Below are 15,162 nucleotides of genomic sequence, written 5' to 3'. Positions count from 1 at the left end.
CGCATATGCCGAATTGCTGACCTTGTATGTGCGTGACGTCAACAGCGTCGGCGAAGGCACCAGCCGGGTCAGGGGACCACCAAAAGGGGCATGCGGCCGGGGCCGCCAGAAAGACCTCCGCCAAGGCGCCTGCCGGCCAGAAGCCCCGACACGCGTGACGACACGGCCATCCAGGTAGGTCCCGCTACTGCACCAGCCGGGCCGGCTAGTGCAGGAAGGTGACGATCACCCCACCGCTCCTGCCGATGGCGGCGCAAGCCCTGGAGCGGCTACCCGCGCCCGGAGCGTTGCCCGGCGGCATGGTGTTCGAGCCAAGTACGACGGCTACCGGATGCTGGTCTTCGCGCACCGGGGCGAAGTGTTCCTGCAGTCGCGCCATGGGCGGGAGCGGTACGAGGCCGGCCTGACTGCGCGCGGCCTAGATGCATTGACCACGAGCGTTGTTGACAGTGATCCAGGCTGGTTTCGTCCACTTTTCGCAATCCAGCGCGAGGGTGTTGACTCGGCGGGCCGCGTAGCGGGCATCGTCGCCACCGTTCTCTGCGATCCAGTTCGCGGCGATCCACTCGCAGAAGCCGAGCAGCTGGATCACCCGAGAGTCGCTGCGGGACGTTCAGTCCTGCGAGCAGGTGTTCGCGTCAATCCTCGCTGCGACGGATCTGCCGGGCGGACCAGGCACTGGCGTCCCGGCTGTAGCGGATGAGGAACTGGGCGAACTGGGTGCGCTCGGTCGGCTCCCATGCGGCGGTGATGTGTTCAAAGGTCTCGCGCTGCTCAGAGGCGAAGCGGTGGCGCTCGGTTTCGCCGGCCTGCGTGAGTTCAACGACAGTGCGTCGGCCGTCTGCCTGGGATGCGGCTCGCCGCAGCAGCCCGTCGGCAATGCAGGCGGCAATGGTGCGGCTGGCGACGGGCTGGGTGACGCCCATCTCGGTGGCGATGCCCCCCACCGTCATCTCGCCGGGCGCATCAGCGACCACATTCAGGACGAGGTTGCGGGTCAAATCCCCGCGCCCGCCCGGGGCCCGCCGCCTCAGTCGCGACAGGGCAGGTCCGACCTGATCGAAGAGGCCCTTGCCGGTCTCCGGAGGTGTTGACGAACTGCTCATGCCGCCATCCTAGGGAGCTTTGATCGACCCACATAACTATGCCGTCACGCATGTGTATAGCGTTAGGTATATATTGTGTCGTACTCCAGGATCGAGGTAAGCCATGTCCATGACCGCTATCACCGGTGCCCGGGTCTTCGACGGCGAGAAGACGCTGGGGGTGACCACCGTGCTCATCGAGGGAGGACGGATCGCCAGCCTCGGCGGCAATGCCCCAGGAGGAGCCGAGATCGTCGACGGTAGTGGCGCCACGCTGCTCCCGGGCCTGATCGACGCCCACGTCCACACCAGCCGGGACGCGTTGGCGTTGGCGCTGCGGTTCGGTGTGACGACCGAGCTGGAGATGCAGGGCACCAATACGCGGGACAACCGGGCCCACATCAGCGAGGACGACGCCGTTGCCGACGTGCGTTCCTCCGGCTTCGGCATCACCCCTCCGGGCGGCCACCCCAGCGAGCTGTTCCCCGAGGGCTTCCGTCCCGGCCCGCCCGCAGGCGCGAAGCCGACCGGACCGCCGCCGCTCATGCCGTTCTCCACCACCCCCGAAGAAGCGGTTGCCTTCATCCCGCAGCTGATCGAGCGCGGCTCGGACTACATCAAGTTCATGGTCGACGACGGCAGTATCGAAGGTCACCCCGGCCTGCCCATGCTCGACCAGGCCACCTTGAACGCCGGCGTGGCCGAGGCCAAGAAGCACGGCATGCTCACCATCGCCCACGCCCTGACCGCGGACGCCACCCGCATGGCCATCGAAGCGGGCATCGACGGCATGGCCCACCTCTTCATGGACCAGCCCCACACCGACGAGATCATCGAGTTGATCACGAATGCTGGAGTGTTCGTCGCTCCCTGCGTCGTCCTGAACGCTTCCATGATGGGCATCACCGGCAACGACCTCGCCGACGACCCGCGCGTCGCATCCCGCCTTGATGCCGACTGGGACAAAGCCCTGCGCTCCGCCTTCGGCCACTACCCCCAGGGCAAGATCGAAGACGTCCTGGCCACCGTCAAGGCCCTCGCCGACGCGGGCGTGGACCTGCTGGCCGGCACCGACGTCTCCCTGCCCCTGCCCTTCCTGGGCGGCCTCGCCCACGGCGCCAGCGTCCACCACGAACTGCAGTACCTAGTCCGAGCCGGTCTCACCCCCGCCCAGGCCCTCCGCGCGGCTACCGCCACCACCGCCCGCCGATTCGGCCTCGAAGACCGCGGCCGCATCGCCGAAGGCATGCGCGCCGACCTCCTCCTCGTTGACGGCGACCCCACCACCACCATCTCCGACTCCCTCAACACCCGCGCCGTCTGGCGCCGCGGCACCCGCCTCGCGGCCTGATCTCACCTCCCTCACCCACCGCCACAGGCCGCCGACCATCCGGTCGGCGGCCTCACACATGGCCACACTCCCCGCCTGAGTCAGACGGCTGATCAAACCGCACCACAACGGAGGTCTTCGTGTCTCACCCCCATGCCGGACTGACCGTCCACCGCAGACGACTCCTGGTCGACCGGGTCCGCGCCGGCCGACCCGTCGCCCACGTAGCTGATGAGATGAGCATCTCCCGCACCACCGCTCACAACGAACGGCCCGGCGAGCTCGTCCACGTCGACATCAAGAAGCTCGGCAACATCTCCGACGGCGGCGGCCACCGGATCATGCCCCGGCAGCAAGCCCTCGCCAACCGGCAGGCCACCACCGGTGTACGCACGGGCGGCAGTCCCGTGATCGGCTACAGCTTCATCCACACCGCCATCGACAACCACTCCCGACTCCCCTACAGCGACGTCCTGACCAACGAACGCAAGGAGACCGCCACAGCGTTCTGGCGACGCGCGAACGCCTCCTTCAAGGCACACGGCATCACCGTCGAACGCGTCCTCACCGACAACGGCTCCTGCTACAGGTCCAGGCTGTTCGGGCAAACTCTGAGCGCCGCAGGCATCGTCCACAAACGCACCCGGCCATACCGTCCGCAGACGAACGGCAAGGTAGAGCGTCCAACCGCACCCTGCTCGATGAATGGGCGTACGTGCGTCCGTACTCCAGCAACTCCGAACGCACCAACGCCCTGGCCGACTTCTTCCACACCTACAACCACCACCGGTGCAATATGCACTCGACGGGCAGCCGCCCATCAGTCGCGTGAACAACCCTGCGGGTCAATACGGCCAGACCGCTTCTACGGAGTCGATCTCCCCGCGGGTGATAGCGGCGGCTACCTGCACGACAACGATCGGGTACGGGTATGGCTCGCTGAGCTGAGGAAGCGCCGAGCGATGTGAGGCAGCCGCAGCTCTGTCCCATGCACCGGGATCCAGCTCCCCGCCCTCCCGTTCACCGAGTGGGGCCGTGCCAAGGTGTGTGGCAACCTCCACCGCGTGAGCTTGGATGAACCCGGCGCCCGCGGGATCTGGACTGGTCGCGGTGCACGGTCGAAGCCAGCACCGGGTGGCCTGCCACGCTGCGATTTCTACACGCCGAGGAACTCCAGCAAGGGCCTGTTGTTGGAGGCGAAGGAGAACTTCCAGAAGGTGCTGGCAAGCATGCCCCTCACCGATGACGAACGCGCCGCCGTTCGACGACCGGGAAGACCGCCCTCGATCAACTTCCCGAATGGCGAACCGATGTCCCAACTCTTCCGGGACTGACACCACGGCAGATCGGCGTTCCCAGCCCTCGGGGCCCTTCCCGGGAGGAAGGCCGCGGCGGTGCGGCTGTTTGCCGCCTGGAGTGACGCCCCCGCCCTCTTGCCTGTCGCGCAGACGGCCCACGGCGCTAGTTGGATTCCACGCGTCCGAAGGCCTTGGGGCCGGTGGTCAGCGAGTCCTGCGCTGCCTGCCAGGCGTTGTCGTCGGGATTGAAGGCGGTGCGGAGGTAGGCCGCGGTGAGCTCGGCGATCGCGCCGACCCGGTCGGGGCTCTCGTCGGTGGTTTCCATGCTGTCGTGGCCCTGGATGCCACCCAGGAGGTGTTCGCCGTCGAAGACTGTGAGCAGAGTTTTGGGCCCGGGGGCAAGGTGGTAAGGGTCTGTGTGCCAGTCCGGTCCCATGGTCGTCCAGTGCTGCGAGTCGTCCTTGTCGCCGGCGACGACCAGCGCGGGGGTGGCCATGGTGGTGAGATCGGTGGTGCGGAGGACGGGCACGCTGGCGGACCTGTACCCGTTGAAGACCTCGCCGCCTCGGCCGATGGCTCCGAGCAGCACGCCCTGTGTGATGCGGGGGTCGAAGGCGTTCACCTTTTCACCCGTGTCGGGGTCGGTGACCCGGGCGCCGAGGAGAAGTTCGCCGGTGAAGGAGCCCAGGGAGTGTCCGGCGACGGCGATCTTGTCGCGGTCGATGCGTCCGGCGAGTTGCGGAACGGCCTGTTCGATCTCGTCGAGCCGATCGAGAATATTGCTCATGTCCTCAGCGCGCGAACGCCAGAAGAGGGGTGCTCCGGGCCGGTTGGCGACCTGGTGACTGAGCCTGGGGGCGCTGAGGTGGTTGGGCTGGATGACGACGAAGCCGCGGGCGGCCCAGACCTTGGCGAGGGGGAGGTAGCCGTCGAGCGAGGAGAGCCCGTACGCCCCGCCGTGGCCGTGCGAGAAGAGGATCATGGGCAGATCGGCGCCGGTCACCGGAGCTGATACGCGCACCTCGAGGTCCAACGGGCGTCCGGGCACGGTCAGCGACACCGGGCTGACCGACATCACGGGCGGCGTGGAGGGGTGGAGGTAGGTGTCGGCGACGGAAGTCCATTCGGTCATGCTGCATCTTTCCCTTCGATGGCATCTACCGTTGGCCAGGTGGCGGGTGAGGGCGTTCGGCGTTGCTCTGACGGCGCAAAGCGGAACGTCGCTCCATTTAGAATACGGAGCGCGGTTCCACTTCGCAAGAGGTGAGAGTCGCGGTGAACCGCCAGCCAAAAAGAGGGGGCATGGTGCCCAAGGCAGAGCAGTCCGGCAGGGTGCAATCCGCGCCGCAGGGGATCGCCGCCGCCTCCGTCACATTGACCCGTGCGGCCTGAGCTCCGCCCGGGGACCCGGGCGACGAGCCGGCGCACGCCGTCACGGCGAGAGAGGCAGCGGCCAGTACCGCCAGGACACGCCAGTGGGCTGACGATCGCGCACTTCGCGTCCTCGCCGAGGAGAGAAGAGAGGGAACCCATGCAGGGGAATGAAGTCCACCCGGTAACCGCGGGCGGCAGCACCTTTCATGAACCGGTCGAGCCAGCCTCCGGCCAGTTCACCGCCGGTAGCCACCGCGGGTGCTCCAAGGCGCATTCCGGTCGACTGCAGCCGGGGCCACAGATCCAGAGCCTCCTTGACGGACATCCCGGCCTGGTCCGCCCGGTCGGGTTCGTTGAATCCGAGCAGAGCGCTGCCCTGCGCCTTGGCTCGTCCGAGATGTTGTTCGGTCACGAAGTCACGGCCCCAGATCATGGGTACGAACTCGACGCCGGACGAGGGCTCGATCATCTGCTTGTCAGAGGCCCAGGTGTAGAACCAGCCGACGTCGGCGTCGGCCATCGCCCCGGTCACCCCGTTGAACTTCCAGGCGCTGACGCCCTTCTTCCTCGCAGCGGCGGTGGATGCGCTCGCATCGGCCTGGTTACTCCCGGTCGCGGCGAGCATGGTCAGGACGGCCAGCAGCATCACGAGTAAGCGCAACTTGCGCATGGCTTCCACGCTCCCGCGTCAAAACTTGGCACCGAAGTCGCACGAGGAGCAGCAGGTCGGCTTGCAGACATCGGTCATCACCGCACCATCACAACCTTCGTCACGGGGTGTGATGCTTCGGGATGCGTTCATGTACGGCTGCTGATTCGCTGAATCGGTCCGCTTCCCCGAGAACCTTGGAGTGATCATGACCAGTGCAGGCGAGACCGGTAGCCGTGCCCAGCAGATGCGTGAGAAGGCGCAGGAGATGACGAACGCTGCCGCGCGTGCCACCGACCCGGAGGAGCGCAAGCGGCTCACCGACAAAGCCAAGCGCCTGATGGACGAGAGCAAGCAGGCAGGCGGCAAGGGCATCGACGACACGGGCATGAGCCCTCTGTAGCCGGCCCCCTTCCAGACCACTGGCCGGCGGTCCACCCTGCGTTTCCAGGGCACAGGACGGACCGCCGGCTGCGGGCGGCAGGGAGAACGGCCGTGGCGGTTGCTACGCCTCGGTGTAGGCCCACCACCGTGATCATCTGCAATGCGGTGACCAAGAAGATGACCAGCACACTGTCGATCTCGACGCGGATCACTGTGTGCAGCGAGCTGCGGGGGAAGGGGCGGGTCCGCTCGGGGATGCCGAGGGCGTCTTTGATGTGCAGGTAGCCCAGGACCTCGTTGTCGGGGCCGGTGACCGGCATCCGGGAGAAGCCGCTGGCCGCCGCCGTTCGTTCGAGTTGCTGCGGGGTGTTGTCGTGGGAGACGGAGATCATCCGGTTCAGCGGCACCATGACCTCGCCGGCAGGGCGGGTGCCGAGCTCGAGGGCGTCCTGGAGCCGTTCGCCGTCCTCCGGGTCCAGCAGTCCGGCGTCGCTGGAGTCCTTGCCCAGGCGGACGAGTTCGCCGTCGGTGAAGACGGAGACCACCTCGCCCTTGGGATCGACCTTCAGCACACGCAGCAGGACGTTGGCGAACGCGTTGATGCCGAAGATCACCGGACGCAGGGCGTGGGTCCGGGCGACCAGCGGCGGAGCGAGAAGCAGTGCGGTCGGTGCCGGGGCGGCGAGGGCGATGTTCTTCGGAATCATTGAGTGGGCGTGACTCCGACAGGCGGTCGATCGTTGAACCGGCCGGATACATCAGTGCACAGCGAGACCCCGGGCCCCCTCAGCCCGGGGTCTCGTGCTGTCATCCGCTGTCCGTTTCATGAACAAAGCCATCCGGCCGTCTGCATCCGCGGCGTGCCCGGACGGGGAAGTACAACCACAGCAGCAGGGGCATGCTGGAGAGCAGGGCTTGCCCAAGGGGCCCCTTGGGCAAGCCCGCCCGGTGTGGGCCAGGCGTGAGCGGCGCTGGCCCACACCGGGCCGTCCCGTGACGGAGCTGGTCGCCCGTGTAGCCCGGGCCTGCCGGGCAGGGCGACCAGAGTGAGCAGCGGAGCGCCCTGCGCGCCCGAGGGAGGTCACCGTGACAGCCGAACATCCCGTCGCCCCGCAGCCCGTATCGGGCTTCACGGTCTACGCGGCCGACCATCAGCGGGCGGAACTGGTGCTGGCCGGGGAGATCAGGATCGAAGCCCTGCCAGAGCTGGAGAGAATCCTCGACGCGGCGCCGCTGAGCGAAGCCAGCGCTTGGCTCATCGACATGCACGCCGTCACGCGCTTCGATTTGGCCAGCGCCTACGCGCTGATACGGGCCATCACCTCCCGGCGCGAACCCCCGGCAGTCACCATTCACGGCACGCCGCGGATGGTGCAGCGGGCCTTTCGGCATACCGGTCTCGACGAGATCGCCACCATGACGTAGCCACGACCGCCTGCCCCGGCAGGCTTGCCCACTGCCGGGTAGTGCCACATAGGCGGGACGCTGGAGAGGTGCCCAGGAAGCTTCAGCGGCGATACGCGCTGTGTCGGGCGCCGCTGTCCAAAGACGCCGGCCTAGCCATCCGTGATCACGCGCTCCTAGCCGTGGGTGAGGAGCCCTTCGCGGAGCTTGGCCAGGCTGCGAGCGAGGAGGCGGGAGACGTGCATCTGGGAGATGCCGAGCTCTTCACCGATGCGGGCCTGGGTAAGTTCCTGTCCGAATCGCATTTCGATGATCCTGCGCTCGCGGTCGTCGAGGTCCTGGAGCAGCGGCGCGAGGGCGTGCAGGTCTTCCAGCAGGTCCATGGCCGGGTCGTCATCGCCCAGGATGTCGGCGTAGGTACGGCCGCCATCACTGGCGCCCTCCGCGCCGGGGACGGGGATGTCGATGGGGCTGGCGATATAGCCGGCGGATGCGACGACGCCCTCGATGACCTCGTCCTCCGTGAGATCGAGGTGGTCGGCGAGCTCCTTTACGGTGGGATCGCGGTCCAGCTGGTTGCCCAGCTCTTCCTTGGCCTTGGCCAGCTCGACGCGAAGCTCCTGAAGCCGGCGCGGGACGTGAACGGCCCAGGTGGAGTCGCGGAAGAACCGCTTGATCTCCCCCACGATGTAGGGGATGGCGAAGGAAGAGAACTCGACCTCGCGCGCGAGGTCGAACCGGTCGATCGCCTTGATCAATCCGATCGTACCGACCTGCGTGATGTCCTCCATCTCCCCGTCACCCCGGTTACGGAACCGGCGCACCGCGAACCTGACGAGGGACAGGTTCATCTCGATCAGCGTGTTCCGCGCGTACTGATACTCCGCCGTGCCCTCCTCCAGCACCTGCAACTGGTCGAAGACCAGCTTCGACAACTGCCGGGCATCCTTCGGAGCGACCTTCCCGGCGTCCTCCACCCACGGCAGCTCACCGCACACCCCCGGAACCGAAGCAGAAACGGCCAGGTCAGAGAAGGACGTTCCGGTCAACTGCGGGGACACCATCGTGACTTCTCCTCGAGGGTCGCGGTCGGTCGTCTCATGGCCGCCTGCCCGACACCCTGCCCCGCACACATAACCAACTGCGGCTCACCCCACCAGGAGCCCGCACGCCAAGCAGTTGACGAACTCCTCAAGCGACAGAGGAGAGTGGCATCCGGACACGGATGCGTTTGCCGACCGGCCGACGCTGCACATCGAACCCGTCGCACTCCGCCAAGACGACCTCCAGACCGTGCTGCCCGCCCTGGTCACGCTGGCTTGCCGAATAGATCATGGCCGGCCTGCGGTACCGAGGGCGGCACCGATCCGGGACCAGGTATCACCGGCGCTGCGGGAGGCTACGACTGGCCGGGCGGGTCGGCGACGATGCGGCGGCCAGTGATACGCCGGGGCGTGAGAGCCAGCCACAAGGTCCGAACCCCGCCACCGGCCCAGGGGGCCGAGTGGGCCAGCTCGTTGAGGCGGCGCACGGCATGGGGGGCGGTGACGGCGTGGGCGGTACCGACGGCGAGAACGCTCCAGCCTTCGCTCATCACATCGTCGATGTGATCCACCTCGAAGGCGGCGGCCTGCCCGTCGGCGGACGCTGCGACGCTGTCGGGCGCGGTCCTGAAGGCGATGTCCTCGTCGTCGACGCAGTAGTTGAGTGGCAGGATCTCCGGCCCGTCCGGCGTGCTCACAGCCAAGCGCCCTATGCCGTAGGCCGACAGCAGAGCCCGGCACTCGGCAAGGTCCAGCTCAACAAACTGTGGGTTCCGGACGGCCTGACCGTAGCCGGGGGGCATGTTGGCCAGACCACCGGTGAGTTCCGCGAGAGTTGTCTCGAGCGCACCAGCCAGACGCAGCAGGAACCCGATGTCCGGCACGGCAGAGCGCTGTTCCACGTACTCGACGTACCCGGGCACGGAACCGGCTCGCTGAGCAACATCCGCCAACGTCAGGCCCAACTCCGCACGGCGATGGGCGACGCGCCTGCCCAGCCGTGTGGGACAGCAACCCGACGCCGCCGGCGATCCTGGCACCCGACCCCACCCGGATCGGCCAGCACGGACTGGAAATCGTCATGGCAGTCAGCCAGAGCTTCGCGGTCCACCGCGAACCCGCCGCCAAACGGATCACCGTGGCCATCGCGCTGGCCGACGATCCCGATCCATCACGCTGGACTTGCTCCCGACGTCCACGCAGGCGCGTCCGGCCGCAGGAGCGCATGCTGGATAGAGGGCCAGCCCCCGGGCTTGCCCATCAGGGTGGCGGCCAGATTCTGAGCGGCGCTTTCGCTGGCCCGCACCCGCAGACATGCCCAGGGTGACCCATCTCGATCATCAGCCACGATGCACCGGGCGTTGCTCCGACCGGTCACCCCGCAGGCCAAAAGACCGGGGCGGTGCGGCTATGTACGCCTGGAGTGACGCGCCCGCGCTTTTGCCCGTCGCGCAGGCAGGCCACAGGGCTACTTGGATTCGACGCGTCCGAAGGCGTCGGGGCGGGTGGTCAGCGAGTCCTGCGCTGTCTGCCAGGCGTGTCGTCGGGGTTGAAGGCGGTGTGGAGTAGGTCGCGGTGAGCGAGATGGCCTGATGGGATGCCGCACTCGCTGGCGTTGGGGGGCCTCGTGGGCAAGCAGGCCGGCGCAGTTGGAGGTGCGGTGGAATCGCCGTGTAGCTCGGAGGCAAGGCATACCGGTACGCAGTCTGGGTCGCTAACGGCTGAGATCGCTCAAACGGATGACAAAGGGGCGCGACCGACGGGTAGCTCTCTACGCTCCTTGCAGGCCGCTTGGGGTGGCGGCCAATTTTCGGGGGGGCTGGTCGATGGAGAGATTTCGCCAGTGTGCTTATCCGGTGGGGGCCAGCGCGGTGGGCGGTGTGGCCGCGGCGGTGTGCATCGCGGCGTACGAAGGGCGGCTGGAGGGTCTTTACTGGGGTGACGCTGGCATCTCTGTGTCCTTCGCCGCCGTCGGCGCTTTGCTGGCCCGACGCCTGCCGCGCCACCCGCTTGGGTGGTTGATGCTCCTGATGGCGCTGAGCGGATCCTTGGGAGCTCTGATCCACCAGGTGTGGCCGCTTGCCTCGCAAGCACAGGTGCCGGGGACGAGAGTGCTCGGTTGGGTGACGGCGTGGGTGTGGTGGCCGGCTTTCGGCACGCTGCCTCTGGCTCTGCTGGTCTATCCGACGGGACGCCTGCCGTCGTCGCGTTGGCGCATCGTCGGTCTCGTCTTCTCTGCTCTGGTCGTGCTGCCGACCATCGCTCTGGCGGTGGTGGGCGCCATCCATCCCACAGCTGGTGTGGTGGAGCCGGAGGACATCGGGCAGAGTCCTCTCTTCCCGGTGAACCGGATCGCGTTCGTCGCCTTGCAGGCCTGTCTCCTGATCGCCCTGATCTCAGTGATGACCAGGTGGCGGAGAGGCACGCGACTGGAACGCAACCAGCTGAAGTGGCTGGCTTTCGCCGTTGCCCTGTCCATCGGCGGGCAAACCGCGCTGGAATTCGTCACCTTCTCCCCCGCGGTACTGCACGGAATCGTCTTCTGCTTCGACGCCGGCGTCCCGATCGCCGTCGCGGTGGCGGTACTGCGCTACCGATTGTGGGCCATCGATGTGATCATCCGACGGTCCCTGGCGTATGCGGGGCTCACCGCGGGTGTAGTCATTCTGTACGCGGGCGTGATGTGGTCGGCGAACAGTGTTCTCCACCGAAGGGCAACCTTCGCAGCCTCAGTGCTGGCGACCGGCGTGGTGGCCGTCTGTCTTCAACCACTCCACCGGCGCAGTCAGCGGGCCGTGAATCGCATCTTCTACGGAGACCGGGACGAACCCCACCTGGTCATCGCCCGTTTGACCACCCGCCTGCGGTCCTCGGTCGAGCCAGATGCAGCCCTGCCCATGGTGGCCGGCACAGTCGCACAAGCGCTGCACCTGTCGTACGTGGCCGTAGAGACACCCGCAGGGCCGCGCATTTGTCATGGTGCGCCCACCGACACCGTCGTGAATCTCCCGCTGCAATATCGGAACAAAGTCATCGGCCAGCTTGTCGTCGGCCCCCGTCTGCCGGGAGACGACCTTTCCACCACCGACAGAGCTGCTCGACCAGATCGCCGGACTGGCGGCCATGGCGGTGGAGACCGCACGGCTTACTGCCGACCTGAGGGACTCACGAGAACGGTTGATCCGTGCACGCGAGGAAGAACGTCGTCGCCTGCGCCGAGATCTGCATGACGGCGTCGGGCCGGCGCTGGTAGGCCTCCGGCTGCGGCTCGCCGCAGCTGAACATCTGGCAGGGACAGACCCGGAGCACCTTCGCCAACGGCTCCAGGCCCTGCAAGGCGCAGTTGACGGCATCACGTCCGATGTCACCCAGGCAGTCACCGGTCTGCGCCCCGCAGCCCTGGACGACGAAGGCCTCATCGAAGCGCTTCGGCTATACGCGGACCAGCTCTCCACGCCCAGCCTCCGCATCACCGTGCAAGCCGAAGGCAACACAGCAGAGTTACCAGCAGCGGTCGATGCCGCTGCCTACCTCATCGGCACAGAAGCCATGACCAACGTTGTCCGGCATGCAGCCGCAACACGATGCGACGTATCCGTACGGGTGTCCGACACCCTCGAACTGAGCGTCTCCGACAATGGAAAGGGCCTCCCAACACAGCGACGACGCGGAGTAGGGCTGACATCCATGCGTGAACGGGCGGAAGAACTCGGCGGTCAGCTGCTGCTCGAGACGAACCCGGAACGCGGTCTGACTGTCGTGGCACGCCTTCCGCTGGGGAGCACAGATTGACACTGATCCGGATGGTCATCGTCGACGATCACGAAGTCTTCCGCAACGGTCTGCGCGACTACGCAGAAGTCGCAGGCATGCAGGTAGTAGGTGAGGCGAGCAATGCCGTGGAGGCGGTGGACATCGTGCTGGCCTGCGAACCGGACGTCGTGGTGATGGACATGGAGATGGCGGGCGGGGATGGCTTGGCCGGCATCCGCGCCTGGGCGAGCGAACGGCCGGACCTGCCGGTCGTCGTCGTGTCGGGCTATGACGAGGGTTCCAGGGTCAGCGACGCCCTGCGCGCCGGCGCTGCCGGATTCGTACTGAAAACCTGTTCGGCACCCGCTCTGCTGGCAGCGCTTGGCGCAGCTGCCCAAGGACTGACCGTGCTCGACCAAACTGCGCGCAGACACCTCTTCAGTGTCCTGGAGGCGGCACCCACGCCGGTGGCCAGTCCCTTCCCCTCTCTCAGCGGGCGGGAACGTCAGGTGCTGACCCTGCTCGCACAAGGCAGGGAGCCCTCACGAATTGCCCGTGAGCTCGTCCTCGACCCTCACACGGTGCACAACTACCTGTCGTCCGTCGTTCGCAAGCTCGGTGTGGGCGGGCGGGAGGAAGCCGCGGCCTTGGCGCGATCCCACGGCTTGGGGACCGGTTTCGCTTCCCGGCCGGGTGACCCGTGACCGGGAAAATCAAGGACTGATCAGGGAGTGCTCCCGGGACACCCGGGAGCCGAGCATGGGATGCATCGGCTCAGTGTTCCGATGCGGCCGAGCAGCAGAGAAGGTCCACTTCTCCAAGGCCGCCTGGACACCAGATTGAAGGAGCATCGCATGACTCGAGCGCCGCTTCGACGCCTTGCCGTCAGCCCATCGGCCGTCAGCGTCGTGTCAGGTCTGGGCCTGGGATCGGCCGGCCTGGCCCAGGCATCACCACGGCCGGCGATCACCGCCCCTGCACAGCACGTCCTCTCAACTCCCGCTCGGGCAGCAGCAACGCAGTCACCACCGCTCTACTACCACAGCGACTACAACTTCCCGACGTGGCTCTTCGGGAAGACCCGGCTGTGCGTCACCGGGCACTCCTCGGGCACCGCAAGGGTGCAGAGCAGCGCGCCCCTTGCAGCACCCGAGTACGTCTCCGTAGGAGCGGGCCAGACGCGTTGTATTGAGAGGTGGTGGGGCGGGTTCCCGGTTAACGCGATGAACATCACCTACAGCCAGCTGACGGTCAGGGCCAGCTGAGGAGCCGGGCCGTGGCTTCGGTGCTGAACACCATCCGCTCGTCACTCCGGAGCCCCCTGGGCCCTTCCGGAGCGCCGGTAAGCCGGCGCCCCGCTCTCGGGGGTGAACGAACAAAACCTGTCGCTTGGCGTCCTACGAAGGAGCTCGAGCATGAAAAGGTCACGTATCAGAGCATGGATCGTCGCAGCGAGCTCGGCGGTGCTGGCCGCCGGAGTGGCGCTGACACCCGTTCAGACAGTTGCGGCCGATCCCGCAGGCGTACAACGCACCATCGACTGGGAGCAGTCGGCTGACCGGACCCTCCCCGCCGCGGCGCCCGCCAATCTCAACAAGCAATGGGCCACTTCGTACGGCGCCACGAACGTCACGAGCCCCACACGCGACGGCTCCCACGCAGCACGCTTCGAGCTGCGCAAATCGGATCCGGTCGTCTCCAGCAGCAAGCGTGCGGAGATCTCGCAGCGCGACGAGCAACCCGCAGGCGCCGACCGGTGGTACGGCTTCAGCATCAACCTCGCGAACACATGGACCCACGACACCTCGGCCGAGATCGTGAGCCAGTGGCACCACTGTGACGTCGGCTGCCCGGGCACCTCTCCCCCCTTGGCGCTGCTCACCGACGAAGGGCGCTGGAAGATCGACTTCCGCGGTGAGCCCATCGATCTGGGCGCCTACACCACGGGGACCTGGGTGGACTGGGTCTTCCACGTGACCTGGAGGACGGACAGCACCGGCCTCCTGCAGGTGTGGAAAAACGGCGAACGCGTCGTACACCAGACCGGCGCCACCCACGACGGAGGACCACGATCGCCCTACTTCAAGTTCGGTATCTACAAGTGGGACTGGAACACAGGAGCTCCCTCAAGCACCACGCAGCGGGTGATGTACTACGACGCTCTGCGCCTGGGTGACGAACGCGCCGTCCACAGGGACATCGCGCCCCAGCGAACCTGTGCACGGGCCCCAGCGGTCGCCGCCGCGTCCGCCACCACGTACGAACCGGCGAACCCACCCTCCAACGCCATCGACAACAACCCGACGACCCGCTGGTCCGGCCAGGGATTCGGCGCCGCACTAATCCTCGACACGGGCGCACCCCGCCAGCTCTGCGGCGCCACCGTGGCCTGGCATCGCGGTGACCTGCGGTGGAACGACTACACAATCCACGCATCACAGGACGGCATCTCGTACACCAAGGTGTGGGAAGGCCGCAGCTCAGGGACGACAACGGCGCCGGAGACAGTGCACTTCACCTCTGGCGCCCTGGACGCCCGATACCTCAAAATCTCATTCTGGGCGAATCCCGAGAACGACTGGGCAAGCATCACCGAAACGAGGCCCCTCGGTCTCTAGATGACGAGACGGTCAATCAAAGTGCACAACGGGACCCCGGGCTTCGGCGCCCGGGGTCCCGCTCTGTCCGAGTTCCAAAGCGGGAAGGCCGGCCAGGCCGGTGCCGATCATGATGCAGTCGACGGTCTCGGTCACCGAGCTATCGGCGTCGATGACGGTCTCGGTTCCGTGGGCAGCAGACCGCATTCGGCCAAGCAAGCAGCGACCCCGAGCTGGTTGAAGAC

Annotated in this window: 14 protein-coding genes and 3 pseudogenes; 10 read left to right on the top strand and 7 right to left on the bottom strand. The window is 67.0% G+C overall.

The genetic code is table 11. The annotated features are described in order from the left end of the window. Positions 1–418: 418 nt before the first annotated feature. Both RPQ07_RS36730 and RPQ07_RS36725 read right to left on the bottom strand, forming a co-directional pair. A complete protein-coding gene (locus tag RPQ07_RS36730; protein ID WP_313948601.1) occupies positions 419–592 on the bottom strand; it encodes a hypothetical protein in 174 nt (57 codons plus the stop codon). A gap of 46 nt (positions 593–638) precedes the next feature. Beyond that, positions 639–1,106 (bottom strand): MarR family winged helix-turn-helix transcriptional regulator, encoded by a 468-nt coding sequence (locus tag RPQ07_RS36725; RefSeq protein WP_313948600.1) that lies wholly within the window; start codon positions 1,104–1,106, stop codon positions 639–641. A gap of 103 nt (positions 1,107–1,209) precedes the next feature. On the opposite strand from RPQ07_RS36725, the gene RPQ07_RS36720 reads away from it, so the two are divergent. From RPQ07_RS36720 to RPQ07_RS36705, 3 genes and pseudogenes are all read left to right on the top strand, one after another. Beyond that, entirely contained in the window at positions 1,210–2,436 is a 1,227-nt protein-coding gene (locus RPQ07_RS36720) for an amidohydrolase family protein (protein ID WP_313948599.1), read from the top strand. Between the two features lie 119 nt (positions 2,437–2,555). Next, positions 2,556–3,270: pseudogene (locus RPQ07_RS36710) on the top strand (integrase core domain-containing protein); the annotation flags it as partial. A gap of 209 nt (positions 3,271–3,479) precedes the next feature. After that, positions 3,480–3,749, top strand: a complete 270-nt coding sequence (locus tag RPQ07_RS36705; protein WP_313948598.1) for a hypothetical protein — start codon at positions 3,480–3,482, stop codon at positions 3,747–3,749. Positions 3,750–3,876: 127 nt separating this feature from the next. On the opposite strand, the gene RPQ07_RS36700 is transcribed toward RPQ07_RS36705, so the two are convergent. Then, positions 3,877–4,845 (bottom strand): chlorophyllase, encoded by a 969-nt coding sequence (locus RPQ07_RS36700; RefSeq protein ID WP_313948596.1) that lies wholly within the window; start codon positions 4,843–4,845, stop codon positions 3,877–3,879. Between the two features lie 300 nt (positions 4,846–5,145). Next, positions 5,146–5,757, bottom strand: a complete 612-nt coding sequence (locus RPQ07_RS36695; RefSeq protein WP_313948594.1) for a glycosyl hydrolase — start codon at positions 5,755–5,757, stop codon at positions 5,146–5,148. Between the two features lie 187 nt (positions 5,758–5,944). Here RPQ07_RS36695 and RPQ07_RS36690 point away from each other — a divergent pair, with 187 nt between their 5' ends. Continuing rightward, positions 5,945–6,139 carry a DUF6381 family protein gene (locus RPQ07_RS36690; RefSeq protein WP_313948593.1) on the top strand — a complete coding sequence of 65 codons (195 nt, stop codon included), beginning with the start codon at positions 5,945–5,947 and terminating at the stop codon, positions 6,137–6,139. 163 nt (positions 6,140–6,302) lie between these two features. On the opposite strand, the pseudogene RPQ07_RS36685 reads toward RPQ07_RS36690, so the two are convergent. Beyond that, positions 6,303–6,827, bottom strand: a pseudogene (locus RPQ07_RS36685) (CNNM domain-containing protein); the annotation flags it as partial. Between the two features lie 379 nt (positions 6,828–7,206). Here RPQ07_RS36685 and RPQ07_RS36680 point away from each other — a divergent pair. Next, positions 7,207–7,545: an STAS domain-containing protein gene (locus tag RPQ07_RS36680; RefSeq protein ID WP_313948592.1), complete on the top strand. Its 339-nt coding sequence runs from the start codon at positions 7,207–7,209 to the stop codon at positions 7,543–7,545. Between the two features lie 155 nt (positions 7,546–7,700). On the opposite strand, the gene RPQ07_RS36675 is transcribed toward RPQ07_RS36680, so the two are convergent. Continuing rightward, on the bottom strand, positions 7,701–8,588 hold the full coding sequence (locus RPQ07_RS36675) for an RNA polymerase sigma factor SigF (protein WP_313948591.1): 888 nt from the start codon (positions 8,586–8,588) through the stop codon (positions 7,701–7,703). 335 nt (positions 8,589–8,923) lie between these two features. Continuing rightward, positions 8,924–9,520, bottom strand: coding sequence for a helix-turn-helix domain-containing protein (locus RPQ07_RS36670; RefSeq protein WP_313948590.1), 597 nt, complete (start codon positions 9,518–9,520; stop codon positions 8,924–8,926). Positions 9,521–9,567: 47 nt separating this feature from the next. Between RPQ07_RS36670 and RPQ07_RS36665 the strand changes: the two are divergent. The 5 genes and pseudogenes from RPQ07_RS36665 to RPQ07_RS36645 form a co-directional block, all read left to right on the top strand. Next, positions 9,568–9,732 (top strand): annotated as a pseudogene (locus RPQ07_RS36665) (ATP-binding protein); the annotation flags it as partial. A 691-nt stretch (positions 9,733–10,423) separates the two neighbouring features. Further along, positions 10,424–11,797, top strand: coding sequence for a hypothetical protein (locus RPQ07_RS36660; RefSeq protein ID WP_313948589.1), 1,374 nt, complete (start codon positions 10,424–10,426; stop codon positions 11,795–11,797). Further along, a complete protein-coding gene (locus tag RPQ07_RS36655) occupies positions 11,745–12,359 on the top strand; it encodes a sensor histidine kinase (protein ID WP_313948588.1) in 615 nt (204 codons plus the stop codon). The genes RPQ07_RS36660 and RPQ07_RS36655 overlap by 53 nt, the downstream gene beginning before the upstream one ends. An 11-nt stretch (positions 12,360–12,370) precedes the next feature. After that, the gene (locus tag RPQ07_RS36650) at positions 12,371–13,024 is read left to right on the top strand and encodes a response regulator transcription factor (protein WP_313948587.1); all 654 of its coding nucleotides are present in this window, start codon (positions 12,371–12,373) and stop codon (positions 13,022–13,024) included. 711 nt (positions 13,025–13,735) lie between these two features. Then, entirely contained in the window at positions 13,736–14,938 is a 1,203-nt protein-coding gene (locus tag RPQ07_RS36645) for a heparin lyase I family protein (RefSeq protein WP_313948586.1), read from the top strand. Positions 14,939–15,162 lie beyond the last annotated feature (224 nt).

The sequence above is a fragment of the Streptomyces sp. AM8-1-1 genome, assembly GCF_032229325.1.
Lineage (GTDB): Bacteria > Actinomycetota > Actinomycetes > Streptomycetales > Streptomycetaceae > Streptomyces > Streptomyces achmelvichensis.
The sequence above is the reverse complement of the archived record's forward strand: the minus strand, read 5'-3'. Positions and strand labels throughout refer to the sequence as shown.